This is a genomic window from Paucidesulfovibrio gracilis DSM 16080 (assembly GCF_900167125.1).
GTDB classification, from domain to species: Bacteria; Desulfobacterota; Desulfovibrionia; order Desulfovibrionales; family Desulfovibrionaceae; genus Paucidesulfovibrio; species Paucidesulfovibrio gracilis.
Map to the genome: position 1 here is coordinate 37,520 of NZ_FUYC01000003.1, position 25,805 is coordinate 63,324.

General features: G+C 54.5%; 27 protein-coding genes. 18 read left to right on the plus strand and 9 right to left on the minus strand.

Features of this window, described 5'->3' with window-relative positions:
- The first annotated feature begins 122 nt into the window (after window positions 1-122).
- The 5 genes from B5D49_RS04440 to B5D49_RS04460 all read left to right on the plus strand — a co-directional run bounded on the left by B5D49_RS04440 (window position 123) and on the right by B5D49_RS04460 (window position 5,007).
- Window positions 123-941 (plus strand): ABC transporter substrate-binding protein, encoded by an 819-nt coding sequence (locus B5D49_RS04440; RefSeq protein ID WP_078716474.1) that lies wholly within the window; start codon window positions 123-125, stop codon window positions 939-941.
- A 98-nt stretch (window positions 942-1,039) separates the two neighbouring features.
- Complete coding sequence (locus B5D49_RS04445) at window positions 1,040-1,735, plus strand: ABC transporter permease (protein WP_078716475.1); 696 nt, start codon at window positions 1,040-1,042, stop codon at window positions 1,733-1,735.
- Entirely contained in the window at window positions 1,732-2,415 is a 684-nt protein-coding gene (locus tag B5D49_RS04450; protein ID WP_078716476.1) for an energy-coupling factor ABC transporter ATP-binding protein, read from the plus strand. Before B5D49_RS04445 ends, B5D49_RS04450 begins: the two co-directional genes overlap by 4 nt.
- Before the next feature lie 75 nt (window positions 2,416-2,490).
- Complete coding sequence (locus B5D49_RS04455) at window positions 2,491-3,555, plus strand: response regulator (RefSeq protein ID WP_078716477.1); 1,065 nt, start codon at window positions 2,491-2,493, stop codon at window positions 3,553-3,555.
- 129 nt (window positions 3,556-3,684) lie between these two features.
- Window positions 3,685-5,007, plus strand: coding sequence for a radical SAM protein (locus B5D49_RS04460; protein ID WP_078716478.1), 1,323 nt, complete (start codon window positions 3,685-3,687; stop codon window positions 5,005-5,007).
- Window positions 5,008-5,043: 36 nt separating this feature from the next.
- Here the strand turns inward: B5D49_RS04460 and B5D49_RS04465 are convergent, their stop codons facing one another.
- Together B5D49_RS04465 and B5D49_RS14830 are read right to left on the minus strand one after the other, a co-directional pair.
- A complete protein-coding gene (locus B5D49_RS04465; RefSeq protein ID WP_078716479.1) occupies window positions 5,044-5,679 on the minus strand; it encodes a PilZ domain-containing protein in 636 nt (211 codons plus the stop codon).
- Between the two features lie 102 nt (window positions 5,680-5,781).
- Complete coding sequence (locus tag B5D49_RS14830) at window positions 5,782-5,943, minus strand: hypothetical protein (protein ID WP_159447128.1); 162 nt, start codon at window positions 5,941-5,943, stop codon at window positions 5,782-5,784.
- 240 nt (window positions 5,944-6,183) lie between these two features.
- Between B5D49_RS14830 and B5D49_RS04470 the strand changes: the two genes are divergently transcribed.
- Window positions 6,184-6,702, plus strand: a complete 519-nt coding sequence (locus B5D49_RS04470) for a hypothetical protein (protein WP_078716480.1) — start codon at window positions 6,184-6,186, stop codon at window positions 6,700-6,702.
- 48 nt (window positions 6,703-6,750) lie between these two features.
- The gene (locus tag B5D49_RS04475) at window positions 6,751-7,368 is read left to right on the plus strand and encodes a LysE family translocator (protein WP_078716481.1); all 618 of its coding nucleotides are present in this window, start codon (window positions 6,751-6,753) and stop codon (window positions 7,366-7,368) included.
- Between the two features lie 184 nt (window positions 7,369-7,552).
- On the opposite strand, the gene B5D49_RS04480 is transcribed toward B5D49_RS04475, so the two are convergent.
- Window positions 7,553-8,416 (minus strand): hypothetical protein, encoded by an 864-nt coding sequence (locus B5D49_RS04480; protein ID WP_078716483.1) that lies wholly within the window; start codon window positions 8,414-8,416, stop codon window positions 7,553-7,555.
- 493 nt (window positions 8,417-8,909) lie between these two features.
- On the opposite strand from B5D49_RS04480, the gene B5D49_RS04490 reads away from it, so the two are divergent.
- On the plus strand, window positions 8,910-9,677 hold the full coding sequence (locus tag B5D49_RS04490) for a TylF/MycF/NovP-related O-methyltransferase (RefSeq protein WP_159447129.1): 768 nt from the start codon (window positions 8,910-8,912) through the stop codon (window positions 9,675-9,677).
- A 124-nt stretch (window positions 9,678-9,801) separates the two neighbouring features.
- Window positions 9,802-10,191 carry a VOC family protein gene (locus B5D49_RS04495; protein ID WP_078716486.1) on the plus strand — a complete coding sequence of 130 codons (390 nt, stop codon included), beginning with the start codon at window positions 9,802-9,804 and terminating at the stop codon, window positions 10,189-10,191.
- Between the two features lie 417 nt (window positions 10,192-10,608).
- Here the strand turns inward: B5D49_RS04495 and B5D49_RS04500 are convergent, their stop codons facing one another.
- Entirely contained in the window at window positions 10,609-11,223 is a 615-nt protein-coding gene (locus tag B5D49_RS04500; protein ID WP_078716487.1) for a Maf family protein, read from the minus strand.
- A 192-nt stretch (window positions 11,224-11,415) separates the two neighbouring features.
- Here B5D49_RS04500 and B5D49_RS04505 point away from each other — a divergent pair, with 192 nt between their 5' ends.
- From B5D49_RS04505 to B5D49_RS04515, 3 genes are all read left to right on the plus strand, one after another.
- Window positions 11,416-12,126: an OmpA/MotB family protein gene (locus B5D49_RS04505; RefSeq protein ID WP_078716488.1), complete on the plus strand. Its 711-nt coding sequence runs from the start codon at window positions 11,416-11,418 to the stop codon at window positions 12,124-12,126.
- 67 nt (window positions 12,127-12,193) lie between these two features.
- Window positions 12,194-13,063: a motility protein A gene (locus B5D49_RS04510; protein WP_078716489.1), complete on the plus strand. Its 870-nt coding sequence runs from the start codon at window positions 12,194-12,196 to the stop codon at window positions 13,061-13,063.
- An 83-nt stretch (window positions 13,064-13,146) separates the two neighbouring features.
- Entirely contained in the window at window positions 13,147-13,578 is a 432-nt protein-coding gene (locus B5D49_RS04515; RefSeq protein ID WP_078716490.1) for a PACE efflux transporter, read from the plus strand.
- Window positions 13,579-13,702: 124 nt separating this feature from the next.
- On the opposite strand, the gene B5D49_RS04520 is transcribed toward B5D49_RS04515, so the two are convergent.
- The 3 genes from B5D49_RS04520 to B5D49_RS04530 form a co-directional block, all read right to left on the minus strand.
- Entirely contained in the window at window positions 13,703-14,350 is a 648-nt protein-coding gene (locus tag B5D49_RS04520; RefSeq protein WP_078716491.1) for a TPM domain-containing protein, read from the minus strand.
- Window positions 14,351-14,469: 119 nt separating this feature from the next.
- Window positions 14,470-15,240 carry a TPM domain-containing protein gene (locus B5D49_RS04525; protein WP_078716492.1) on the minus strand — a complete coding sequence of 257 codons (771 nt, stop codon included), beginning with the start codon at window positions 15,238-15,240 and terminating at the stop codon, window positions 14,470-14,472.
- Window positions 15,241-15,243: 3 nt separating this feature from the next.
- Window positions 15,244-15,843, minus strand: a complete 600-nt coding sequence (locus B5D49_RS04530) for a LemA family protein (protein ID WP_078716493.1) — start codon at window positions 15,841-15,843, stop codon at window positions 15,244-15,246.
- A 153-nt stretch (window positions 15,844-15,996) separates the two neighbouring features.
- Here B5D49_RS04530 and B5D49_RS04535 point away from each other — a divergent pair, with 153 nt between their 5' ends.
- The 6 genes from B5D49_RS04535 (at window position 15,997) to B5D49_RS04560 (ending at window position 22,548) form a co-directional block, all read left to right on the plus strand.
- Window positions 15,997-16,959, plus strand: a complete 963-nt coding sequence (locus tag B5D49_RS04535) for a glucokinase (protein ID WP_159447130.1) — start codon at window positions 15,997-15,999, stop codon at window positions 16,957-16,959.
- 295 nt (window positions 16,960-17,254) lie between these two features.
- Window positions 17,255-17,716, plus strand: a complete 462-nt coding sequence (gpt, locus tag B5D49_RS04540) for a xanthine phosphoribosyltransferase (RefSeq protein ID WP_234990639.1) — start codon at window positions 17,255-17,257, stop codon at window positions 17,714-17,716.
- A gap of 131 nt (window positions 17,717-17,847) precedes the next feature.
- The gene (locus B5D49_RS04545) at window positions 17,848-19,002 is read left to right on the plus strand and encodes a BMP family ABC transporter substrate-binding protein (RefSeq protein ID WP_407670521.1); all 1,155 of its coding nucleotides are present in this window, start codon (window positions 17,848-17,850) and stop codon (window positions 19,000-19,002) included.
- Window positions 19,003-19,019: 17 nt separating this feature from the next.
- Window positions 19,020-20,078 carry an ABC transporter permease gene (locus tag B5D49_RS04550; protein ID WP_078716496.1) on the plus strand — a complete coding sequence of 353 codons (1,059 nt, stop codon included), beginning with the start codon at window positions 19,020-19,022 and terminating at the stop codon, window positions 20,076-20,078.
- Window positions 20,078-21,001 carry an ABC transporter permease gene (locus B5D49_RS04555; RefSeq protein WP_078716497.1) on the plus strand — a complete coding sequence of 308 codons (924 nt, stop codon included), beginning with the start codon at window positions 20,078-20,080 and terminating at the stop codon, window positions 20,999-21,001. Before B5D49_RS04550 ends, B5D49_RS04555 begins: the two co-directional genes overlap by 1 nt.
- Before the next feature lie 2 nt (window positions 21,002-21,003).
- Window positions 21,004-22,548, plus strand: a complete 1,545-nt coding sequence (locus B5D49_RS04560) for an ABC transporter ATP-binding protein (RefSeq protein WP_078716498.1) — start codon at window positions 21,004-21,006, stop codon at window positions 22,546-22,548.
- 354 nt (window positions 22,549-22,902) lie between these two features.
- Here B5D49_RS04560 and B5D49_RS04565 read toward each other — a convergent pair whose 3' ends face one another.
- Together B5D49_RS04565 and B5D49_RS04570 are read right to left on the minus strand one after the other, a co-directional pair.
- Window positions 22,903-23,691 carry an amidohydrolase family protein gene (locus B5D49_RS04565; protein WP_078716802.1) on the minus strand — a complete coding sequence of 263 codons (789 nt, stop codon included), beginning with the start codon at window positions 23,689-23,691 and terminating at the stop codon, window positions 22,903-22,905.
- Window positions 23,692-23,844: 153 nt separating this feature from the next.
- Complete coding sequence (locus B5D49_RS04570; RefSeq protein ID WP_078716499.1) at window positions 23,845-25,779, minus strand: methyl-accepting chemotaxis protein; 1,935 nt, start codon at window positions 25,777-25,779, stop codon at window positions 23,845-23,847.
- Window positions 25,780-25,805 lie beyond the last annotated feature (26 nt).

Consider the following 25,805-nt stretch of genomic DNA (forward strand, 5'->3'; position numbering starts at 1 on the left):
GATCAAGGACAAATGTCTCGGAATTATGGTGTCGGATTGAGGGCAACTTTTTTTGATTGACTTCTCCCCCGGGCATGCTATCCCACAAAATATGTAAATTCTAACATGTTTGGAGGGATACAATGAAGCATGTCCGCGTTTTGGCTTTGATGATGATTTTGTGCCTCTTTGCTGCAACCGCCGCCCAGGCGGATAGCCTGATGATGGCCACCACTACCAGCACAGACAACACCGGCCTGCTGGATTATCTGGCTCCGAAGTTCCAAGAGGATACCGGGATCGAGTTGAAATGGACCGCTATCGGGACCGGTAAAGCCTTGAAGATGGGGCAAAATTGTGACGTTGACGTGCTCCTCGTTCACGCCCCGGCCGCGGAACAGAAGTTCATCGATAGCGGTTTCGGCAGTGAACGGCGTCAGTTGATGTACAACGATTTCGTGATTATTGGACCCGCATCGGATCCTGGTAAGGTCAAAGGTATGAAGGTGGCCGATGCGCTGGCCGCGTTGGCGGAATCCCAAACCAAGTTTGTGAGCCGTGGCGATGATTCCGGAACCAACAAAAAGGAAATATCGCTTTGGAAGGCCGCTGGTATGGCCGTGCCGGACAAGGCAGCCTGGTATGTCCAGTCCGGACAAGGCATGATCGCCACCATTAAAATGGCTGAGGAATTGGGTGGGTACACCATGACCGACCGCGGAACGTACATTAAGTACTCCGCCAGCAATGACGGCAATCCGCCTCTGAAGGTGTTGGTGGAAGGCGACGAAGTGCTCTTCAACCAGTATAGTGTGCTGTTGCTGGATGCCAAGCATTGCCCGGATGCCCGCCATGATCTGGCGGCCACGTTCGCGGAGTGGATGGCCTCGGAAAAGACCCAGACGGACATTGCTGATTTCCGTATGCTCGGTCAAAAGCTGTTCATTCCCAACGCTGACTAGAGACTGTGGCGCGGGAGAGTGTTTGCTCTCCCGCGTTTTTTTGATTGCCTCCGGGGGAGTTCCTCCTGTCTTTCCCATGATTGCGGAGCCGACGTTCCATGGATTTTATTGCCCAGGGAATTCTAGAAGCTTTTCGACTACTCTGGTTGGGAGACCCGCAGACGTGGTCTGCGGTGCGTACCACGGTGGCTGTTTCTTCTCTTTCCATTGCATGCAGTCTCCTCTTGGGCGCCCCGCTGGGGTTTGCCCTGGGGTATTATGAGTTTCCCGGCAAACGGGTCACGCGTTTGCTGGTGGATACGCTTTTAAGTCTGCCTACCGTCGTGATCGGATTGCTGGTTTACGCGTTCATCTCACGCCAGGGACCGCTTGGCTCCTGGAATTTGCTTTTCAGTATCCAGGGCGTAGCCGTGGGCCAGACGCTGCTGGGTTTGCCCATTGTGATGGCAATGACGGCAACGGCCGTGGAAGGGCAGGACCGGCGGTTGCGGCAGACGTTGCTCACGTTGGGAGCGTCTCCTTTTCAGGTGCTGTTGACCACGCTTGTGGAGGCCCGGTTTGCCGTGGCTTTGGCGGCCATGGCCGCCTATGGGCGAATCGTTTCCGAAGTCGGCATTTCCATGATGGTGGGCGGCAATATCAAATGGCATACCCGGACCATCACGACAGCCATTGCTTTGGAAACAGGCAAGGGGGAATTCGGCATGGGCGTGGCCTTGGGATTGGTGCTCATGCTCATCGCCCTGCTGGTGAATCTGCTGGCTGCGGGTGTTCGAAGGACGGCACGGCAATGAAGCGTGATCAGGTCTTCGAGCTTTGTCATCTGCGGCAGGAATATGCTGGTCGGACAGCTTTGCAAATACCGGAACTGCGCATCCCGGAAGGGTGCATTCTCGGGATTTCCGGACACAATGGATCGGGAAAGAGCACGCTGCTTCGCCTTTTGGCGTTTTTGGAAACGCCTGTTCACGGTCGGGTGGTGTACCGAAGCCAGCCCGACTTACCGTCGGCCAGGGCGCGGCGGCGGATCACCCTGCTGACCCAGGAGCCGTATTTGTTGACCCGTTCCGTTGCTGCCAACGTAGCCTATGGACTGCGGGTTCGTGGCGGGCTGGACGAACGGACCCTGCAACACCGCGTGGAAGAGGCGTTGGAAATGGTTGGGTTGCCTGCAAGTTTGTTTACGCATCGCTCCTGGCGAGCGCTTTCCGGCGGCGAGGCGCAACGTGTGGCCCTGGCTGCTCGGTTGGTGCTGCGACCGGATGTGTTGTTGCTGGATGAACCCACAAGCAGCCTGGATCCTGACAATGCCCAGCGCCTCCTGGATGCCGCGTTGCTGGCCAGAGACGAGTGGGGGGTCACCTTGGTGGTGGTCAGCCATGATGCTAACTGGCTGAAAGCCGTGAGCGACGGCGTGCTGTTTATTCAGCGCGGCGAAGTGGTTAGCATGCCGGAATTCTGCTGTTCTTTGTGATTCCCTTTCTTGACGCCTTGCCTCTCACGCGAGTAATCGATAGAAAAGGATGATTCTCGACTGGAGTAAAGGCATATGAATGATTCAGATCGGCGGCTGGTGATCCTCATCGTGGACGACGAGGAAATCAATCTCAAAGTACTTTCAGGGTTTGTTGAAAGTTTCGGGTATGATTACCGGCTGTCGGATTCCGGGCATGATGCTTTGGAAATGCTCGACCAGGCCGATCTGGTGCTGCTTGATGTCATGATGCCGGATATGGACGGCTTCGAGGTGGTGCGCCGCATTCGCAAGATTCCGGGGTATCAGGATCTCCCCGTGATCATGGCAACGGCTCTTTCAGACCAGCGGGACCGGCTTGATGCCGTGAGCGCCGGGGCCAGTGATTTCATTACCAAACCGGTGGACGCCACGGAACTGCGTATCCGGTTGGATGCTCATTTGCGACTGAAGCGCTATCACGACCAGGTCATGCGCTATCAGGACAACCTGGAGCGGTTGGTGGCCGAACGGACGCAGGCGCTCGAGGAGGCGCAGGCCGCCACGGTCGCAGCTCACCTTGAAACGTTGCGACGCCTATCCCAGGCTGCGGAGTACAAGGACGAGGAAACCGCTCAGCACATTGAGCGGATGAGCCGGTATTGTGCGCTCATGGCCGAAAAGCTCGGGATGGATAAGGAAGAGGTGGACTTGGTGCTGCATGCCAGTCCCATGCACGATATCGGCAAGATAGGCATCCCGGATTCCATTCTCTTGAAGCCGGGTCCGCTGACGCCCGAGGAATGGGACATCATGAAAACACATACCGTCATTGGCGCAGGCATACTGGACTCCCCATCCTCGGTGTATCTTGAACAGGGGCGCATCATTGCGCTGAGCCACCATGAAAAGTGGAACGGTTCCGGTTATCCGCGAGGTTTGGCCGGCGAGGATATTCCCTTGTATGGCCGCATCTGCGCCGTGGCGGACGTCTTTGACGCCCTGACTTCCCGACGGCCGTATAAGCAGCCGTATTCCAATGAAAAGGCATTAAGCATCATGCGGGAAGGCCGGGGAACCCACTTTGATCCCGATTTGCTTGATTTGTTTATGGACAACATAGACTCCGTGTTCGCCATTCAGCGGCAATATCGCGATTGACCGGCTGTTTCGCTCCATCCTTCTGAAAGGCGTTCTGTTCAGGGAACGTGGGTGGATTGTTGCCTGTTTGACGCCTGATCGTCACCACTTGTTCATCTCGTATTGGCTCGCGGGGCGTATCCTGGCTCCATGAGTCCTTCTCCTTTACAACATCTTGGTTATTGGCGCCGGTTGATCTGCAAACGCGCTCCCGGTCAGGTGGTTGTGCAGTACACCACACGCTGCAACGCCCGTTGCGCCCAGTGCGGAATGCGGGTCACCAATGCCGCACCACGCGTCACCCTTTCCAAGGATGACGTCCGCCGTCTGATCGATGCCATGGCCGAACGAGGTGTGGCCTCGATCTCCTTTACTGGCGGCGAGCCTATGCTCTACGCCCGGGACATTGCGGAGTTATCCCGTTATGCTGGTGCCGCTGGAATTCGCTATATTCGTACCGGCACCAACGGCTATATGTTTCGGCATCATGACCGACCGGATTTCAGGGACCGTATGGAGCGGTTGGCCGATGTCTTGGCCGATAGCCCACTGAACACTTTTTGGGTGAGTCTTGATTCCGCCGTACCTGAAGTACATGAGGAGAATCGGGGGTTGCCCGGTATGGTGGAAGGACTCCGAAAAGCGGTACCAATTTTTCATGACCGAGGACTGTATGTATCGGCCAATCTTGGAATCAACAGGTTGACCGGAGGACGGGGGGTGGTGCCGGACGCTGGCGTTCCCTTTGATCGGGATCGGTTCACCGAGGCGTTTCGCATCGCATTTCATCGTTTTTATTCCATGGTGGCCGAACTGGGCATCACTATAGTGAACGCGTGTTATCCCATGAGCCTGGATACGGGCGGGGAACAGAATGAAGCGGTGTATGCGGCCACATCCACGGAGGGGCTGATCCGGTTTACGCCAGAGGAAAAGGCCGCCATGTTTCGGGCTTTGTACGACGTTATTCCATTTTACCGGGATCGTCTGCGAATTTTTACGCCGCGTAGCGCATTGTTGGCTTTAATGCGTCAGCAATGCGGGCTGGATAAGGGCGTGTTTCCTTGCCGTGGCGGTATTGATTTTTTCTTCGTCAATGCGGCGGATCGAAACGTTTACCCTTGCGGCTATCGGGGGGGCGAATCGTTGGGGAAAATGTGGGATCTTGATTTGTCCGCTTTGGACCGTCGTCAGATTTGTGAAAAATGTGACTGGGAATGTTTCCGCGACCCTTCGGTGCTGCTCAAGCCCATACTGAATATGATTGAAAACCCGTTTACGTTTCGAAGCAAATTGCCAGGACACCGTGACTTTTTGAAGGTTTGGCGGGAGGATTTACGGTATTATCGGGCCTGTGGGTGGTTTGATGCCCGTACTCCTCCAGACATGCAGCAGCTGGCGCGGTTCAAGGCGGACCCGCCCGTTTGGAATACGGAACAAGATCCGCCGGAAGGCTTGGGATCCTTGGGCTGAACGGGGGATGGATAAAATGCTGTTCCGCTTTCGTTGTTAGTAGCAACTGGGCGGAACCGGACTGGCGTACGCGTCTTCCACCCAGTTTTGGAGCAGAGCGTGCGAAGTGTGGTCGTCCTGCCGGAGCATCAGCACAGCAAAGCGACGGCCGCCGATCATGAATTCCCGCAATAGATCGCAATGGAAAGCAAAGCTGTTGTGGGGGGAGATAACGGAAAAGTTCAGGCGCATTGGCTCTCCTTTTTCAAAAAGGAGCGCCTTTTTTTTGTCCGGCGGCAGGGCAACCCGCACGGCACTGGCCGAAACATCCTGGACGAGGCAGGGCTGTTCCCCCTGGCTTGTCTCAAGCCGGGCTGGAAAATTACAGATCAACCGTTTTTCCCGCCGTTGGTCGCAGTCCTGGATGTCTTGGGGATAGGTCAGAAAGAGGGGCTGGCCAGGAGCCGTCGGCAGACTCAGCAGAAGAGTATCGAATCCGTAGAGTGTACCCTCGTGCGCGTAGCGGATTTGTATCGCAGGGTTTTTTTGAAGTTCGTTCAGGGCTTTGGGAGGCAGGTCAGCATAGATTACAAGACGTTTGCCGCGTTCCATTCCTACCAAAACCGCCAAGTGGCGTTCTTCAAAATGGGCGCATTGCAAAAGCAGGGTCTTGCCTATGGTGAGATGCGACATGCTCCTCCCTTGGTGACCGGGATCCGGAAGCGATCCAGACTGCCTCTTTTGTGCCGTAAATTCGGGATCGAGGCAAGGGCTTGTGTCGCAGGGGCAAAGAAACTACGTCCTGTTTTGCTCGCGCGATTTGGCGGCGTCGAAATCCAGGTCGATCGGCATGCGACCAGTACAGTGCTTGCCGCGGGATTTGAGGCGGCGCAACAATGCCAAAGACAAACCGGCACCAAAGATGATCAGGGTGCTGAAAAGAATGGTTCCTTGCATGGTTCCTCCTGAATGGCTCCCTCGGGCATGCACTTTGTTGGCGTGTGTGCTGAACAGGCCCGGGAAGTTCCAGTTTAGCATCTTGCGAAAAAAAAGGAAGGGTGCGTTTAATATAATTGTTCCAGCTTGGCAACCCGCGTCGTTCATGGCTTGCGTCATGGTTGGCAAGCAAGGCCCGGAAGGGTATGATCCCGGCACAAAATTGCCTTCCTGGTTGGTTGGAAGAGAGGAGTTTCGCAAATGAACAAGCTGGCCATCACTGTGACGCTGGCGTTGGAGGAAGAGAGTTTCGAGGATGCGTACCTTGACTTCCTTTTGACCGTGGATGGGGGATATATCCATGATTCACAGTATCATTGGATTGATCCCGTGGCATTGGCTTCCAGCGCGGGGCATTCCGGTGAATTTTATATTTTTACCTGTAATTGCGGTGATCCAGGATGCGTAGGTATTGATCGAGGCGTCATGGTGACGCATGGCGCTGACGAAATCGTGTGGCGTTTGCGTATGCCCATGGGGTGGCCCGCGGAAGAAGAATTACCGGACTGGGCGCATGAGGTGGAGTTGCATTTTCCCAGGGATGAATACGTGAACATTGTGGAGTCGGCTTTGCAGCAGGCAAAGGCCTTGGTGCGTCATTGGCGTTCCCCCGGAAGGCTCTGGCCCGGGCCGGATTTGAGCGTGGAAGAATTGTTGGCTTTGCAGGCGGGGACGAATTCAGGGATGGCTGCGGTTTCGGCCGGTCGCTTTGTCCACTGACCCCGGAGAACGGGGGAAGGCTGACCAACGCAGTGTCGGAGAAAGAAAATGTCCTTTGAACTTTGGATCACCGCATTCGTATTGTTGGCTTTTATTGCCTACACTCCCGGTCCCATGACCATGTTTTCCATGTCTACCAGCCTTCGCAACGGGTTTGGTAAGACCCTGCCCGCCATTGCCGGAGGCTCCAGCGCCTACCTGACGCAGATGCTTATTGTCTACCTGGGGCTGGGGGTGGTCGTGCAGAGTTCCTGTCTCGTGTTCAACGCGATCAAATGGGTTGGGGTTGCCTACCTTCTGGTGCTTGCCGTCAGAAACTGGAATGCCGATGTGACCATTGCCGATGAAGTGGGCAGCGTGCCTCCGCCTCCTTTGGCCCGCCGTTTCTTTATGGGCTACGCGACGGGTATGTCCAATCCTAAATCAATTTTGGTCTTTACCGTACTTTTCCCACAGTTTATCGAGCCGGAACACTACACTTTGCATTTTGCCATTCTGGCTTCAAGCTTTTGTGTTGTTCAGGCCTGTAGCGCCATGTCCTATGCGTTGTTTGGGGCAAAGGCGTTCCGTTGGCTACAGCGCCGTTGCCTGACGCACTTGCAGAGCCGTGTCACTGCCATGATACTTGCCTGTGCTGCTGGATTTTTGGCCACCAGTGAAAAATAGGTTTGATTGTTCTCGGCTTTTTTCCATTTATTTTTGCAAATCATTGTGCCGGGATCGGCTGTGTTCGGTATATGCCCCCCCCTTGCATATTCCCTTGGGAGGGACTGAATGCAGCCTGCACGGGTGGCGATTCGTCGGCAACATTGATGCCTGCGTCGTGTGTCTTGGTTTTTGGGCGTAAAAGTCAATCCCATAGCGAGGCGTCAAGAGAGTATCTTGAAAAAAGTTCTGCATTGGACTTTGCGAAGTAGCTTACGATCTCTTCCCGCTGTCCTGCCTTGTATAAAATAGGTTTTTCTCCAAGTGTCTTGGGATACGTCCTTTCCACATAAGCACGCAGTTGTTTTTGTTCGTGGTCGCTTTTGATGTCTTCTGTTCTGTGTAACAAGTATTCGACACCTTCTGCATTGATTCCTACATTACGATGAGGAAATTCAAAGTCAATGGAACGAGTAACCTGGATGTCCAGAAAATGTAAAAGAGCCGTTTGAAAGGCGCCGCTGTCTCTTAGTAGAAGCTCAAACGGAATTACAACAATATTTTCAATACCGAATGTAGATTCAAAACGTTGGATGATGGCGTTGAAGTCGTAGCCTTTTCGTTGGATGCCTTTCAAAAAATCAGCGAAAGATTGCCGGAAATTCTTCACAGCTTTGAGCCGCCACAAATAGGAAGATTCAAGGAGCTTGTCCTGCCGTCTGATTACAATGAGGATTTTGGGTTTCGCGAAATCAAAAAGGTTCTTTATGTTACGGATGACCCAGTCCGTTGTGTCGTCATCACCCTGGAACAATAATGTCCAGAAGTTCTCACTGCTGAATACTAGGTTTTGTTCTTTTGCCTGTGCAAATTTTTTGACGATACGAAGTTTGACCGCATTTTGTACCACAGGACTTTTCCCGTACTTCATCGTTATGTCTGCACCGAGTCGGTATTCTTCCGAGAAGTATCTATAATTGATATCCATCATGTTCAGGAGTTTGAAATAGTCCTGTATGGATGTTGAGCCACACTTGTTGACTCCAACGTGCAGGTAAACTTTTTTCACGTTCATTCCTCGCAAATAGGATAGAGCGGTATGCCGTACAAGGTGCTCGTAGCACCAAGGGAAAGCGAATTTCGTTTTGTTCCTTTTATATAGCCCGTCATCAATACAATTTCTAGTGAGAACCCCGTGACCATTTTTAGTGGAATAATATCGGTATGCTTGTCGCCTATGGTGTCGAATTTGCTCGAATTGCCCATCGTCACGGATGACCGCATTGACCTATACCCCTATTAGGTTAGCGCCAGGTGCTGTTGTGGGGTAAGCATCGGTGGTGCCTTTTTTGTACGGAGAGGCACTTTGCGTTGCTGTCCCGGTATAGAATTCTCTCGTTGAGAAAAAAAGTAGAGTTGAGTATCAACTGAACATGTGGAAATTTTGAATCGGAACTATGTTTCGGTTGGCATAGCCTTCGCCTTTTTGCCCGATGTGTTCCGCGGATTCATTGCCACGCCGAAATGTAAGCCTTGAATCTCTTCTCTCTTTGAAGGTTTTCGTGTCATTTGTTCCGCTGTTACATGCTATCGATGCGAAGGAGAATCCCATGTCAAGTCAGACAGAACAATCCGTTTCCGACCTTGTAGAGGCGGCAGTGCGCCTTTTGGCGCATGGTTCCCCGGAGGATTGGAACAGGCATTACCGAGAAAAAAGTTTTCAGGAGCATTTTTTGCCGCGAGCAAAAGACGCCTTGCTTTTTGATTTTGACTACCAAAATAGACAAGTACTGTACCAATGCATCAATGGCCGGTTTATTCAAAAGGAACCCATTGATTACCTGGAGTTTGGTGTTTGGCAGGGAGTGAGCTTTTCGCATTGGCTCAATATCAATACACATGCCAGTTCGAGATTCTTTGGATTTGATTCCTTTGAAGGACTTCCCGAAGATTGGAATCGGGGTGCCCCCAAGGGTACGTTTTCGCAAAAAGGTGCCGTCCCCACCATCGAGGATCCACGGGCGACGTTTGTCAAGGGACTGTTTCAACAATCTATTCCCCCTTTTTTAGATGGCTTTGCGGTACAAAATAGATTGGTCATTCATTTTGACGCGGATCTGTATTCCTCAACGCTTTATACCATGATGGCTCTTGACAGATTCATAACGCCGGGAACCATCTTTCTTTTTGACGAATTTACTGCGGAAAAGTACACGTGCGAATATGCAGCGCTGCATGACTATTGTGCGGCATGCTATCGTGACTACAAGGTGCTGTGCTCCCGCAAGGACTACGTTAAACTGGCTATAGAGATTGTTGTCCCGGAATAAAAATGTTTCTTATGTACATTTTTTTAAATGTAAACGTGATTCATTTTTTTGGTATCGTCGCGATTGTTAAAAACAACAGGTCCGTTGAGTGGCAGTTGCCAGTCAAACATCAAAGGAGCATGTGATGCGGTTGAAGTACACTATCCTCTACGTTGAGAACGTGACCCAGAGCATCGAGTTTTATGAGCAGGTATTCGGCCTTCAGCGTAAAATGCTTCATGAGTCCGGAGACTACGGCGAGCTGGATACCGGGGAAACCACATTGTCCTTCTCATCGCGTAGCCTCATGTCGGAACTTGGGAAGTCGCCCGGTAGCCCCGATCCAGCGTCCCCGGTTTTTGAGATCGCCTTTGAAACGCAGCACGTGGCTGCTGTCCTCGAAAAAGCCCGGTCTGCCGGAGCCACGGTAGTGCAAGAAGTGCGCGAGGAGGCGTGGGGGCAGACCACAGCTTATGTTACTGATAATAGCGGCTATCTTGTCGAAATATGCTCGCCGGTTAACGGAGCGTCCTAACCGCCGTTGCAAATACTCCCGGCGGATGGCTGTGCCGTTGTGCCGGTTGGCGGCAAGCTCGCCGGGAGCCATGGCAAACCAGCTTTTCAGCTCTCTGGTCATGTGGGCTTGGTCTGAAAAATTGCAGCGGCAGGCTTTTTCAGTGCGGACTTCTGTGGGAGTGATCCTGCCACACAAAAGTGGACCACCAGTTAAGCCACATCCATCATGACGAGATATTTTTCGAATTCGGCGGGTGACATCCAGCCGTTTGAGGAATGTTTCCACCTTCGGTTGTAGCAGGATCATGCTGCGGCACAAGGCAATTACGAAGCCCAATCAGGTTTGGTGTGCCGACATCACGTATATCCCCATGAAACAGGGCTTCTTATATCTCGTGGTGACTTCGCCTGGAAAATGCCGCGAATGTACGATTTTTTAGTCCTGCCTTGGAACGATAACCCCCCAAGATACTAACACTTCTAGTACACGCGCCAGGGGCAACCCGACGACGTTGGTGTAGGAGCCATGGACATGCTCCACAAGGAATGAGCCGATGCCCTGGATGGCGTAGGCTCCGGCCTTGTCAGCGGGTTCGCCCGTAGCAACATAGGCGTGCAGTTCTTCGGGTGTTGCTGCGCGCATTCGAACATCGGTGGTTACATGAAATGTTTGTTGCGCCGAGTGTGGAGAATGCAGCCAACAGCCAGTGACCACCTGATGCGTATGTCCGCAAAGCCGGGTCAGCATGGATATGGCTTCGTCTTGGTCGCCTGGTTTTCCCAGGATAAGTCCGTTCAGCGCAACAACGGTATCTGCTGCCACAATAGCCCGTCCCGGGCAACGTTCCAACACTTCAAGGCCTTTCTGTTCGGCCATGCGGGTCGCGTAGCTCCCTGGAGATTCGCCGGGGGAGGGGCGCGGCTCCGCCGCCCTGCTGGGTACGCTTTCAAACGTGAGGCCCAGCTGTTGAAAGAAATCTTTACGTCGGGGGGAGCCAGAGGCGAGCACCAAAGGGCATATGGTTTCGTATATGGAGTGTTTCGTAGGCATGGTTGATTGGTAGCGATTTTGACCCACAAGTCAACCGTTTCAAAGGGCGTCATGTTTTTGGCCCTTTGGGTGCTTTGGGGGGGGCTGGTGGGTGTTTTCTCACTGAAATCATAGATTAAAATGTGTTGGTAGGCTTTTTGCTTAGCATCCGACAGGTGACATACGCACCGCGCAGGGGAAAAGGAGTGTGGCATGCAGTCGGAGTGGAATACGTTGATCGGGTCCGAAGTCGGGACAACGAAAGGGGGAATTCCTTTTTCGTATCAGCAGGAGGATGCCGGCCATTGGTCCGTACCCTGGGCTGACCTCATGATGGTCATGTTTGTACTGTTTGTTGTTTTATACGTTTTTTCCGTCCGACACGAGAACGTGGTGGTGTTGTTCAGCGATCGAAGCGTGCCTGGAGAAGTTCGTGTTCCGGTCAGTGAATTGGACGTGGCCATTGGACGGATGGCCCGGAATGTTCATGAACAGGGCATGCCGCAAACAGGGCCGAGCGTGTATTACAAATCCAAAGACACCGGGGTTTCCGTGGTGCGGGAAAAACGGGCAGTTCGCGTGACGCTTCGTGGAGAATTGTTCTTTGAAAGCGGCTCTGCCGCCCTGCGTCAGGAGGCCCAGGAATACTTGGCGGAAGTCGCGGACGTCGTGCGGATAACGCAGGGAAACGTGGACGTCATCGGCTATGCTGATTCATCCGAAAGCTCTGGTGTGGAGGGATTTCAGCTGACTTCGGCGCGGGCCGCTGAAGTGGTTCGATGGTTTGTGGAGGGGGCAGGTGTGGCTGCGAAACGTTTTACCGTGGTGGGGCGGTCGGATCATGCTCCGGAATTGCCGACGTTGTCACAGGGACATGAAACCGCCAATCGGCGGGTGGAAATCGTTATTCATACCGATGCGTGAACGAAAAATTGAAGATGTTGCCCAACGTAGATCCATAGTCGGTCCTACCGATTGAAGGAGATGGATCATGGATAAGCGAAATTGGTTTGGTATTGGTTTGGCCCTTGTGGCATTTCTGTCAAGTTTTTGGCTGGTCGGCGGCATAGCGGCATATTGGAATTTGGCAGCATTGGCCGTTGTCTTGTCAGGATTGGCCGGAGCGCTGCTGCTCAGCTATCCATTTGCCGAAGTGCGGCGTGCCGTAAGCGTCGTACATGAAGCCTACACCGTCCCGCTGGCTGTACATGGGGAAATCGTGTCTACATTGCTGGATTTATCCGTACGCAGCAAGGTGGATGGGGTGCTCTCTTTGGAAAAAATGCGGGAAAAGACGACCAGCGCATTTTTACGCAATGGCCTGATGTTCTTGGTGGACAACTACAAGGAACAAGAAATACGGGATTTTATGGGTACGGAGATGTCCTTTTTTGCTATGCGTCGACAACAGTCGGAACGTATTTTTCGCAACATGGCCCGGACTGCTCCGGCTTTTGGTGTGGCGGGAAGTGTCATCGGCTTGATCGGGCTGCTCATGGGGATCAGCGACACTGCCGTGATCCTGGAAACCATTCCCGTAGCGTTTCTCTCCACTCTGTATGGCGTGGTGCTGGGAAGTCTGATTTTGGCGCCTATGGCGGAAAACGTGCATTTCCGTACCGGTTCGGAGCTGCTCAACCAGAAGTTGATCATGGAAGGTGTGGTGGCCATCAGCAGGGAACAAAATCCCTACAAGCTGGAAAAGAAGCTGTGCTCGTTTTTGAGTCCGGAGGAACGTGAAGGGCATGCCAAGGCATTGCGGGGATTGACGCGTCGCTACCTTGCACGTCGCCGCGAGCAGGAAAATGAGGAAGAACGCGGTCGGATGGATGGCGTACAGACTCCGGCCAAGGCCTCCTAGCCGCATCGACTGACGGAGGATTTTTCCTGATTGGTGGATTTTCGCGGTGGACAGGCGGGAAAAGCCCATGTATTGCCCCGCCCATGCGAACAAGAATCGATCGATTGCGACATGCCGTGCTGTTTGAAGTACTCGGCATCGCCATTAGTGCTCCGGCTTCGGCCTGGATTTTGGATCGGCCCGTAGGACATATGGGCTATTTGAGTATTGCTCTGGCAACAACTGCCATGATCGTAAACTATGTCTACAACCTGGCGTTTGACCATGCCCTGAAGCAGCTGGGACGCCCCGTGCATCTGCGGCCTACCTGGATGCGTGTGCTGCACGCCTTTTGTTTTGAGGGGACGTTGCTTGTGGTGGCCGTACCCATGGTGGCTTGGTGGCTGAATATGACCGTTTGGCAAGCGTTTATTACGGATATCGGGTTCGCGGTTTTTTATCTCGTGTATGGGTTTGTCTACAACTGGGGTTATGATGTTGTGTTTCCCATGCCAAGTGCTGAAGTGTCCCATTGAGCGAATAGAGACGCTGATTTTTTGGACAGAGCGCCTGCTGATCAGGATACGTGGACTGCCATATCAATATAAAACGGGGGAGCCGAGGCTCCCCCGTTTTTATTGGTGTCTTATGAGTGGGAGGCTATTGGTTTTCATCACCTTCCACAATGAGATTAGGCAGTTCGTCCGTATCGTCCGCCCGAATGGGAAAGTTGACGGAAAGCAATTCGCCGCATCGGGTCACGGCTTTGGCAATGGCCTTTCCTTGTTCACCCCGACGGATGCCGTCGGTGATGATTCCCACGATTTCATTCCAGGTTTGTGGCGGGACACGATCGTTGATGCCCTTGTCTGCCAGCACGTGAACCTTGTGCTCAAATACGGAGATGTAAATCAGGATGCCGGTCATGTCTCTGGTTCGATGCAGTCCATGAACGTGAAAGGCATTGATTGCGGCTTGACTCACGGCGTGGTTCAAAACCTGGCCTGGGACAAAAAAGCGTTTTAGTGCCGGAAGCGTGCGCACAAGGAGAAAAAAAACGACGTAGGTCAGGCAGAAAACAGGAAGGAAAAGCCAAATGGTTTCCAATCCGAGCAGCCAGGCCGAGGCAATGGCTGTCAGCATGCCCAACACCATCGCCCCATTGAATTCCGCTGCAGGATATTGGTCGCTCATGTCCGCGACCAGGGGAACTATCTCCCCGGATGTTTTGCGTTCCGCCTCCTGCACTGCTTCGATGATGTGCTGGCGGTCCTGTTGATTAAGAAAACGTTGTGCCGGTGAGGTCATCTTGGATCTCCTGACTGGAGTGCGTTTGGTTTGGGGACCGTAAGCAGCGTGTCCCGCTTTGTTCCCGAGAAGAACAGACGTATTGGCCCAACAATTTGCCGGACTGCACGACGGATCCGCTACCAATCGCCGGAAGCACCGCCGCCACCGAATCCGCCTCCGCCTCCGCCGCCGAATCCTCCAAATCCTCCACCAAAGGAATTGGTGTCGTCGTGGTTGCCGAACCCTCCGCTCCAGAAAATGAAGGGAGGCAGGGCGGCGCCCCCGAGGGAGCTGCGGCGTCTGCCGACACGCGTACCGAATGCGTTCAGGCCTATGAAAAAGCCGGGGATGAGCAGCATCAGTATAGCCAGTAAAGCGATGGGGGGACCGTCTTCCTCCTGGGGAGCCGAATACTCTCCGCGCACGGCCTGGATCATGGCAACGACTCCGGCCACAAACCCGCCGTCAAAGTCGCCTTGCTTGAAGCGGGGGGCGATGACGTTGTCGATAATGGCTCCGGACAAGGTATCGGTCAGGACGCCCTCAAGCCCGTATCCCACTTCGATGCGAATCTTATGGTCATCGCGGGAGACCAGAAGAATGGCCCCGTTGTCGGTTTTTGACTGTCCTATGCCCCACTGTTCAGCCACCTCGATGGAAAATCGCTCAAGGTTATCGCCTTCCAGTGAGGGGATGGTCAGGATGACAATCTGTGTGGAGTCGCTGTGTTCCAACTTGGCCAGTGCATCATTCAACACTCGTTCCGCCTGGGGGCTGATGATGTCAGCCGTATCGGTCACGCGTCCGGTGAGAGGAGGGACGTCCAGAGCCGCAGCTTTGGACGGTGCTGTCACTCCCGCAAGCAGAAGCAGAATGAGGAGAATGGGGGTGAAGCGTTGCTGTGGCATTGGCTATTCCCCGGCTCCGAAGTCCACTTGCGGCACTTGTCGGGCTGCATCGTCAGCCTGGAAGAATTCCTTTCGTTCCAGATCGAGCAGCAGAGAGTTGGTCATGCTGTTCGGGAATTTGCGGATGGAGTAGTTGAAGGTTTGCACCGCCTCGTTGTAGCGTTGCCGGGCCACGTTGATGCGGTTTTCCGTGCCTTCCAGCTGGTGCTGCAACGCGAGGAAGTTTTGGTTCGACTTAAGATCGGGGTACCGCTCCACAACCACCATCAGACGGGAAAGGGCCGAACTGAGTTCGCCCTGCGCGGCTTGGAAATTGGCCAGCGCCTGGGGATTGGAAAGCGCTTCGGGCGAAAGTTGAATGGAACTGGCTTTGGAACGGGCCTCCACCACGGCTTCCAGGGTTTCCCGTTCCTGGGTCGCGAATCCCTTGACGGTTTCCACGAGGTTGGGGATCAAATCCGCGCGTCGCTGAAGAGCCGCTTCCAGGTTGCCCCACGCGGCAAAGACCGCTTCCTCGTTTTGCTGCATGCTGTTGTAGCCGCAGCCGTTAAGGGACGGCAGGAGGAAGAGCAAAAAAAGAATAAACGGCAGTCGTTGTCTCATGGGTATTTCTCCTTGGGGAAAGGCGTGTTCTCGGGTATTCTATGAATGATTTGGACTGAGTTCCTTTTCCGTGAAAAAGAAAAAGGTACATGGGATGTACGCCACTGGAAAGCCTACTATCATGCGTCCAGCTTTGCAATAAAGGAGAACATGGTGTCTGCCATTCTCGCCGCGGATATCGGCGGTACAAGCAGCCGATTCGCTTTGTTCGAGTTGCGTCATGGCAAGCCCGCGTTGGTTGAACGGGTTTGGTTGCAAACCCGCCAGGCGGAATCGTTTGTGGCTTTGCTGGCGATGTTGCGGGAAACGGGCTTCCCGGCCGCCCCCGGGGACGCGGAGCAAACCGTCATCGCCGTGGCCGGTCCCGTGGAACGGCTCCTGCGTTCCAACCCTCCCAATATTCCATGGGATATCGACCTGGAGCGGGACTGCTCTTCGACAGGGGGGAGCGTACAATTGATCAACGATTTTACGGCCCAGGCCTATGCCACTCAGTGCGAACCGGGGCAGACCGCCAACGTGTTGCGTGCGGGGCGGCCCAATAACGGGGGGACCGTGGCCGTGCTTGGGGCAGGCACAGGCTTGGGACAATGTGCCTTGATTCACGCGGACGGCAAGGATGTCCCGGTGCCTTCGGAAGGCGGGCATGCGGCTTTTCCGTTTCGTCGTGCAGAGGATTCGTTGCGTTTGTTCGCGCTGGGACGGCTCAAGCGGGCGTATTGCCGCCAGGAGGATTTGGTTTCCGGGAACGGATTGTCCTTGATTCATGAATTTCTGACAGGGGAACGACTCGAACCTGTTGACGTTGCGGCGCGTCTTCCCGATTGCCCAGACACTACAGAAATTTTTGCCCGCTGTTATGGACGCGTGGCCCGACAGTATTGTTTGCAGGTTTTGGCCACGGGTGGCGTGTTCCTTTCCGGCGGGGTTGCCGCAAAGAATCCTGTTCTTGTGGAACACCCCGCATTCTTGGAAGAATTTGAGGAATGCCCGGAATATGCGGCAATGTTGCGGGCTGTGCCGGTTCGGTTGATGACGGACCAGGAGAGCGGGTTGCATGGCGCGGCTAGGTTTGCATGGCAGAGCCTGACCGACCAGATAAAGATCGGGGGGTGAAAACGGAATTGTGCAGAGATGGCGGATTCGGATTGAACGCTGTGAACCCCGCATCGGTGCCGCTGGGAAGTGTTTTTACGCAAAAAAAAATCACACCTGGTCAGAAAAAATCTTCCAATCTTTTTTCCACTGTCATGGTTGAGTATCTAACATGCCAGAATAAAAGGTGTTATAAAAAAACAGACGCGCGAGACCTGCTCTTGCCCCAAGCGGCCTCCTGGGCTACATGATTGCGATTCAACACGGAGCGAGGAGGCTGTATTTCGTGGCTGTCGATCCCAATCGATATACCCAGATGTTTTCTGTTTCCTGGGAACAATTGCACAAGGACTGCCGAACGCTGTCCTGGCGACTTTTGGAACTCGGTCCGTTTAAGGGGATTTATTGCATTACCCGCGGGGGGCTTATCCCGGCGGGTATTCTTGCTCGTGAGCTGGATCTCCACATGATCGATACCGTTTGCATCTCAAGCTATACGTGGCAGGCTCAGGGGCAGGCCAGTGTCTTGAAGCACAACTTCCAAGGGGACGGCGAAGGCTGGCTTCTGGTGGATGACTTGGTGGATACCGGACGGACCGCCAAGCTTGTGCGTGAAATGTTGCCCAAGGCCCATTTTGCCACGGTGTACGCCAAGCCTGAGGGACGCCCCCTGGTGGATACGTTCATTACGGAAGTGAGCCAGGATACCTGGGTACTGTTCCCCTGGGATGCAGGGTTCCAGTTTGTGGAACCCATCGTTCAGAGTGGAACGGATTGATATTTTGAGGGGCGGGACCGCCGCGTCGGTTAATCGACGGGTGTCAGGTCCGCAAGGAATTTGGATTGGTTTGCTGTTGCTCATAAATTTATGATGAGCAATCCCTGTGAATTGATTGCCTGGAGGAAGTGATGCAGAAAATGTGGAAATTTTTGGTGACCGTCCTGATGCTGGCTGCTTTTGCCGGTGTCCTGGCGGGCTGTGGCGGAGACAAGGCCGAGGAAGCAACGCCCGAGGCTTCGAAAGAACAGGCCGAGGCTGAAGAACAGGCGGCTCCTGCCGAGGAAGCCGAACCGCTCAAGGTCGGTTTTGTGTATGTTTCTCCCATCGGTGATGCGGGGTATTCCTATTCCCACGACTTGGGCCGCCAGGTTGTGGACCAGATGGAAGGCGTGGAGACCACGGCTGCCGAAAATGTGGCTGAAGGCCCGGACTCCGAGCGTGTCATCCGCAATATGGCCCGCAAGGGATTTGATCTGATTTTTGCTACCAGCTTCGGCTTCATGGATCCCATGATCAAGGTGGCGGGTGAATATCCTGACGTGAATTTCATGCACTGCTCGGGCTTCAAGACCGCCGACAACGCCAGCAACTATTTTGGCCGCATGTACCAGGCCCGTTACCTCACCGGTCTGGTTGCCGGATCCATGACCTCTTCCAACGAAATCGGGTATGTCGCCGCTATGCAGATTCCCGAAGTAATCCGTGGAATCAACGCTTTTACGCTTGGTGTGCGCAAAGCCAATCCCGATGCCGTTGTGCGTGTGGTCTGGACCAATACCTGGTATGATCCGGTTTTGGAAAAGGATGCCGCCATCAGTCTGTTGGACGCCGGATGTGACGTTATCGCCCAGCACCAGGATTCCCCCGGTCCGCAGGAGGCTGCTGAAGAACGCGGCGTGTACTCCGTGGGTTACAACTCCGACATGGCCTCCTTCGCTCCCAAGGCGCATCTCACTGCTGCCATCTGGAACTGGGGTCCGTTCTATAAGGAAACCGTGGAGCAGGTGCGCGACGGTTCCTGGCAGGGCGGCGAGTCCCATTGGATGGGCATGGAAAAGGATATCGTGGAGATCGCTCCGTTCGGCGAGATGGTGCCGGAAGATGTTCGCACCATGGTGGAGGCCCAAAAGGCCGAGCTGGTGGCCGGCAACGATTTTGTGTTCCAGGGACCCATCAAGGGCCAGGACGGCGAGATCGTCATTGCCGAAGGTGAGACCCCCTCGGATGCCGAGCTGCTCGGTATGAAGTTCTTTGTCGAGGGCGTCGTTGGAAGCATCGACTAAAACCAAAGTTGAGTGATATGAACACGTTCCGAATCAGGAAACGTGAAGAACCCTGGAAGTGGGGCGCCTTGGTGACTTTTCCGGGCGCCCTGCTCTTTTCCCTTTCCATCTGCGCGGTTCTGCTGCTCTGGCAGGACAAGTCCATCATCCAGGGGCTGCAGGTGCTCTGGGCAGGAACCTTCGGCGAACTGTGGGCCTTGGAGGAGGCGCTGCTCAAAGCGGTGCCCATTTTTCTCTGTTCTCTCGGCGTGGCCGTGGCCTTTCGTATGCAGATCTGGAACATCGGCGCCGAGGGGCAATTCGCCCTGGGAGCTATCGGAGCCTCCTGGATGGCTCTGGCGTTTCCGAATTTGCCGCAATGGGTACTTCTTCCGTTGATGTTCCTCATGGCCTTGGCTTTGGGCGCTGTTTGGGCGTTGATCCCCGCGTTTTTGCGTTTGCGGTTGAAGGTTAACGAGATCATCTCCACCTTGATGCTGAACTACATTGCCATCCTGTCCATTGACTACCTCGTTCTTCGTGTCTGGAAGGATCCTTCAGGCTTTCCCGTATCTCCGGAGTTCAACGATGCCGCTACCATCGGCATTTTATTCGGCAGAATGCACTGGGGACTGGTCCTTTGTGTGATTTGCGGCCTGGCGGTCTGGGCGTTCATGCGTTTCACCCGGTTGGGCTATGAACTCAAGGCCAGCGGCGAAGGCGCGCGCGTGGCTCGATATGCCAAGCTGCCCTATGGCTTTTTGGTCATGTTTGTCATGGGAGTAAGCGGGGTGCTGGCAGGTTGGGCCGGGGCCATGGAGGTTTCCGCCGTGGTGGGGAGGCTGCAACCCAGCATCATGGCCGGATACGGATACACGGCTATTGTGGTGGCCTGGCTTGCCCGACTGCAGCCTCTGTCCATTGCCGTGGTATCGTTTTTGTTGGCCGCACTGCGTGTTGGGGCGGAAAATTTACAGATCGAACTGCAGATTCCAGCCGCGTACGGCGTGATCATGGAAGGTTTGATCCTGCTCACGGTGTTGGCGGCGCAATTCTTCGGGTCATATACCATTGAGCGGCGCAAGGAGGGTGAGTAATGAGCTTTGAACTGATCATCGCCCTATTGGCCGCTACCGTACATTCTGGAACGCCGATTTTGTACGCCACGTTGGGAGAGATGCTCACGGAGAAGGGCGGTGTTCTCAATCTTGGTGTTGAAGGCATGATGAGCGTGTCTGCCTTTGCCGCTTTCATGATTTGTCTGACGACGGGATCTGCCTGGCTTGGTCTCCTGGCCGGAGGAGTGGCCGGATTGCTCATGGGCGGAATTCACGCATTCGTGACCATCAACTGTTTGGGCAACCAGGTTGTGTCCGGGCTGGCCTTAACGATTTTGGGCGGCGGACTTACGGAATTCATGGGAACTCCGTATATCGGCATGAGCACGGAAGGGTTTCGTCCCCTGATCATTCCGTTGCTTTCGGATATCCCGGTGCTTGGTCCCATATTTTTCCGGCATTCCATCTTGGTGTATATTTCCTATCTTCTCCCTGTCTTCTTTTGGTTTTTCATGCGGCGTACGCGTCTTGGATTGGCGGTTACCGCTGTAGGGGAAATGCCCGCCGCTGCTGCCGCAGTCGGACTCAAGCCTCGCCTTTTGCGTTGGTTCGCGGTGACTGCGGGCGGTTTTTTAGTGGGACTTTCCGGAGCCTATCTTTCCTTGGCCTACACGCACCTTTGGACCACAGGTCTTTCCGGCGGCCGGGGTTGGATCGCCGTGGCCCTGGTGATTTTCGCCTTTTGGCGTCCTTTTCGAGCCGTGTTGGGAGCGTATCTTTTTGGCGGGGTCATGGCCTTTCAGCTACGTTTGCAGGCTTCGGGAACGGATCTTGCGCCCCAGTTCCTGCTCATGCTGCCGTACGCCTTGACGGTCTTGGTGCTGGTGCTTTCGGCCTGGCGCGGAACACGTCGGTCCCAGGGACCGGGTGCTCTGGGCGTGAACATTGAGCCGGAGGGATAGCCATGGATGTTTCCAATCTGCTGAAACAGCTGGATCGCAGTAAGCGGGATGTGCCGCCCCAGGGAATTCCTTTGGTGAGCATCAAAGGATTGACCAAGCGGTTCGGCAAGGTCGTGGCCAATGACGACATCTCCCTGAATATCTATCCTGGGCGCGTAAAGGCGCTCCTTGGGGAGAATGGCGCCGGGAAGAGTACGCTCATGAGCATGCTTGCCGGGCGCTACCAACCCGATGCAGGAACCATTGCGTTGGACGGTAAACCCGTACGTTTTTCTTCGGCCCGGGACGCCATCGAAGCTGGAATCGGCATGGTCTACCAGCATTTTATGCTGGTGGAATCCATGACCGTCGCTGAGAATGTGCTTTTGGGGCAGGAGGGCAGCTTTTTCCTTAACCCCAAGGAAATGCGCAATCGTGTTCAGGAGTTGTCCGTACGGTATGGTCTGGATATTGATCCAGCGGCGCGTGTTTCGGATCTTTCCATGGGCGAAAAGCAGCGTGTGGAAATCCTGAAACTGCTCTACCGCGACAGCCGCGTATTGATTTTTGACGAGCCGACGGCCGTGCTTACCCCAAGGGAGACGTTTCATCTTTTTGAAGCGCTTTGGAAGATTGCGGAGCAAGGCAAGTCCATTGTGTTCATCAGCCACAAGTTGGAAGAGGTGCTTGCCGTAGCCGACGAGATCGCCATCCTCCGGCAAGGGCGGATCGAAGGGGAGTTTTCCGAGTCCGAGGTGACTTCCAAGGCGGATCTGGCCTGCCGTATGGTGGGCAAGGAGGTCTTGCTGGAAGTGGATCGGGAGGCGATGCCACATGGAGACGCGGTGCTCCAGGTCCGCAACCTTACCGGCATCGGGTTGGAAGATATTACATTTGATCTGCACCAGGGGGAGGTGGTGGCCGTGGTCGGCGTGGCCGGAAACGGTCAAAAAGCCCTTGTGGAAGCCATCTGTGGGCTACGCAAGCCGCCGGTGGATACCATGTTCATCATGGGAAAGCGGTGGCGGGATTTTTATGCCAAGCCCTCTTGGAAAAATTCTTTGGCATACATCCCAGAGGATCGGCTCGGTCTGGCCACCTGTCGGAATTTGAACTTGGTGGACAATTTGCTGCTGACCACACGACAGGGGTTTGCCCGTGGTCCCTGGCTGGACAAGAAAAAGGCGGCGCGTGACACCACGGAGTTGATTAAAAAATTTGACATTCGCCCTGGACGCATTGCGGCTTTGGCCTGGCAACTCTCCGGCGGAAACCTGCAAAAATCTGTTTTGGCCCGAGAGTTGTACCGTTGCCCCCGATTGATTGTGGCTGAGCAGCCCACACAGGGGCTGGATATCGCTGCTACGGAACAGGTCTGGAACCATTTGCTCGCCGCGCGGGAGATGGCGGGGATTCTTTTGGTTACGGGCGATCTGAATGAGGCATTGCAACTGGCGGATCGGGTCGCCGTGATTTATCGTGGTCGTTTCATGGATGTCTTTTCCGTTTCGGACAAGCAAAAAGTGAATCGGATCGGCTTGATGATGGCCGGAGTGGAAGAAGACTAGTCGCCAAAAAGAGCATCGGCGAGATGCCTTGCGAAAAAGAAGCCGCTTCACACGAGGCGGCTTTTTTCTTTTGTCAGCAGGTTACGTATGGGCGGTGCTGTTGGCAATACAGCTGTTTGTGCCCTCTCGGATTGTCGACATCATATCCCTTGTGGCCCAAGGGAAAGGATTGAAAGGATGCCGTGCGCGAGCATGGTTCTGCATATCTTCCGGTCCGTCACCTCACCAGTGAGAAATTGCGCCTCAGCTTCCTTCAAGCGGGATGCCCGGACGCATACATATACCGAACTCCGCTGCCGGAAGAAAATATGTGCCATGCCCGGGCTATAGTAGAGGACAAGCGGACGGAAATTCTTATTCTGGAAAAAGGTCACGGGCGGCCGTGAGATGGGTTTCCAATTGCCTGTCCGTAAGTTGTAGCCTGGTTTGAAGCCGATGCAGCGCTTCCATCGGGTCGAATAATGGGTAGTCACTGCCGAACAGGATGCGTTCCCTGGGGTGGTGATCCAAAATTTGGTGCAACTCCTGATCCGTCATGAACGGCAAGGCGCTGGATGTATCCATCCAGACATCCAGTCCGCAGAGGTGCTCTGGGACGTATTTCCAGTGCTGGTAGCCGCCGAGGTGGGCTGCAATGATGCGGGATTTGGGGAATGCCCGCCGTACGGCAGCCAGTTTTTTCGGGCAACTGGGGTTGCGCTCCGGGGGCAGGGAATCGCCCACATGGACCATGAGCACAAACCTGCCGTTGATCATCTCCATAAGTTGATAAAAATCCGGATCATCGAGCCGAAATCCCTGAAAGTCGGGATGGAGTTTGATCCCGCGAATTCCTTTTTGTTCCAGTCGGTCCAACTCCTTTTCCGCATCGGTGTATCCGGGGTGCATGGTGCCGAATGCCGTGATTTCGGGGACGTCGGAGTTTAAGCCAATAGCCCAATTGTTGGCGGGAATGACCTGTGCCGGAGCCGTTGCAGCGGAATGCACGAATATTTGCTCGATACCGGCCTGGCGTTCTCTGGACAAGAGGTCTTCCAGTGTACCATCCCCCACCGGGGCGATACCGTAGTGCTCCTGCAATTGGGCTGTAACCTTGTGTGCGATTTTCGGATGAAACGCGTGTGTATGAACGTCGTACAACATGGGTTGCAGCATACGCTTGTTGTGTGGGGAAACAAGGTCGGAGCGAGTGCTCGCGCCTGTTGTCCGCGGCTTCGTATTAGATGAAAAATGTGTAAAAGAATCAAAAAAAAGCCCGGTCAGTGACCGGGCCGGGTAATACTGCGCAAGGAAGCATCAGAATCGTTCAAAATCGCTGTCGTCGAGGCCGGAATCTTGTTGTTCTGAAGTTGATGATTCAGCAAGAGCAGGCCGTTGTTGCCCCCTTAGGGCTTTGGGCTGTGAACCACCATTTTCAGAAATTTTGAAGAAGCTCATCAGTTGCCGAAGCTCCTCGGCCTGGCTGGCAAGCTCTTCGGACGTAGAGGCCATCTCTTCAGAGGCGGAGGCATTTTGCTGCACGATGTCATCCAGCTGGTCCACGGCCTTTTTCATTTGAGTGGTATTGCGGTCCTGCTCTTTGGATGAGGCTGCAATTTCCTGGACCAGGGCCGCGGTTTTGCGGATTTCAGGAACCAAGCCGTCCAGCAACCCGCCAGCTTCTTCAGCGGTCTTCATGGTGGTTGCCGAAACTTCGCTGATTTCCGAGGCGGCCTGGCCGCTACGTTCAGCCAGCTTGCGAACCTCCGCCGCCACGACCGCAAACCCTTTGCCGTGCTCTCCGGCGCGTGCGGCTTCGATAGCGGCGTTCAAGGCAAGAAGGTTGGTTTGCCGTGCGATTTCCTCCACAAAGGTGATTTTGTCGGCAATATCGCGCATGGCGGTGACACTTTTGCGGACAACCTCACCGCTGTGCTCTGCGTCTTTGGCCACCTTGGTGGCGATTCCTTCGGTGCGGTCCGCGTTTTCCGAGTTTTGGCGGATGGATTGGGTCATTTCCTCCATGCTGGAGGCGATTTCCTCCACCGATGCTGCCTGTTCTGTTGAGCCTTGGGCCACGGATTGGGAGGTTGCGGAAAGCTCTTCGGATCCGGATGCGAGATTGTCGGCCGAAGCCAGCACTTCGGATACCACTCCACGGAGCCGATGGGTCATGCTGTTGAGCGACTGGACCAAACGGCCCACCTCGTCGGTTTGCCGGACCTCCATTTCGACGCTGAAATCGCCTTCGGCCATGGCCACGGCAAAGTCAACCCCTTGGTTGACTGGACGGGTGATGGCCCGAGCAATGGAAAGAGCCAGGCCGATGCCCATACCTAAACTGAACAGCGAGATGACTATCAGCAGGATTCGCGAATTAGCGATCGTGCCGTCCATGCTTTTGATCTGGGCCGTGTTGGCTGCCACTGCCAGGGAACTGACGCTTTCTCCCTTATCGCGCATAAGGGGGAGCAGCTCGGCACGTTCCTGCTCCAGTCCGCGAAATTCACGGATGGTATTAAAATATTGCTCTGTGAGGTCTTGCAGTTCCCTGGTTAGCGTCCTGGCACTGCCCGAGACCTGGCCGCTGATGGCTTTTGTGGCCTGGGTGATGCCGATGAGCTGGGTTTCTGCTTTGTCCAAACGCGTTATGTCGCGATCATCCAGAAAATGGGAAACCTGCAACCGTGCAGTCTGGAATCCTTGGTACAGCGTTTCTATCTTGCGTGATTGGTCGTACAGCCCGGCAAGGGTACGAATGGAAGCGCCCCGGTCGAGTGCCTCCTGAAAACGCTGGGCGTATTCTTCATCAAGCGCCTTGGCCAAGTCGTGAACCCGAGAACCGATCTGGGTTACTTCAACGTTTTTCTTCTGAAAAGAGGTTTGAATCTGGTGAAGCGACTGGAGCGCTGTTTCGTATTCTTCGGCATTTTCTTGAATACGCAGCAGACGGGTTCGGTCGGCGGCTTCATCCGTCAGCGCGGCGGCTTTACCTGCTGCTTCACGCAGTGCATTGATTTCGTCCGTGAACGTGTTCAGGTGCGTTTCGTCATCCTGCCAGAGATAGTAAAGGATGGCGACACGCCCGTTCAGCATGTGTTGGACTATACGGGCATTTTCGCGGGATACATCAACGCCGTTGGAGACCCGGCCCTGGGCAAGGAATGAAACTCCGGAGACTGTGGCCGTAAGAAGCAGAACAATGCCAAAACCAATACCGAGCTTGAGTCCGATGGAGAGATTCTTAAACATTAATACCCCCGGCTGTGTGTGCGAGG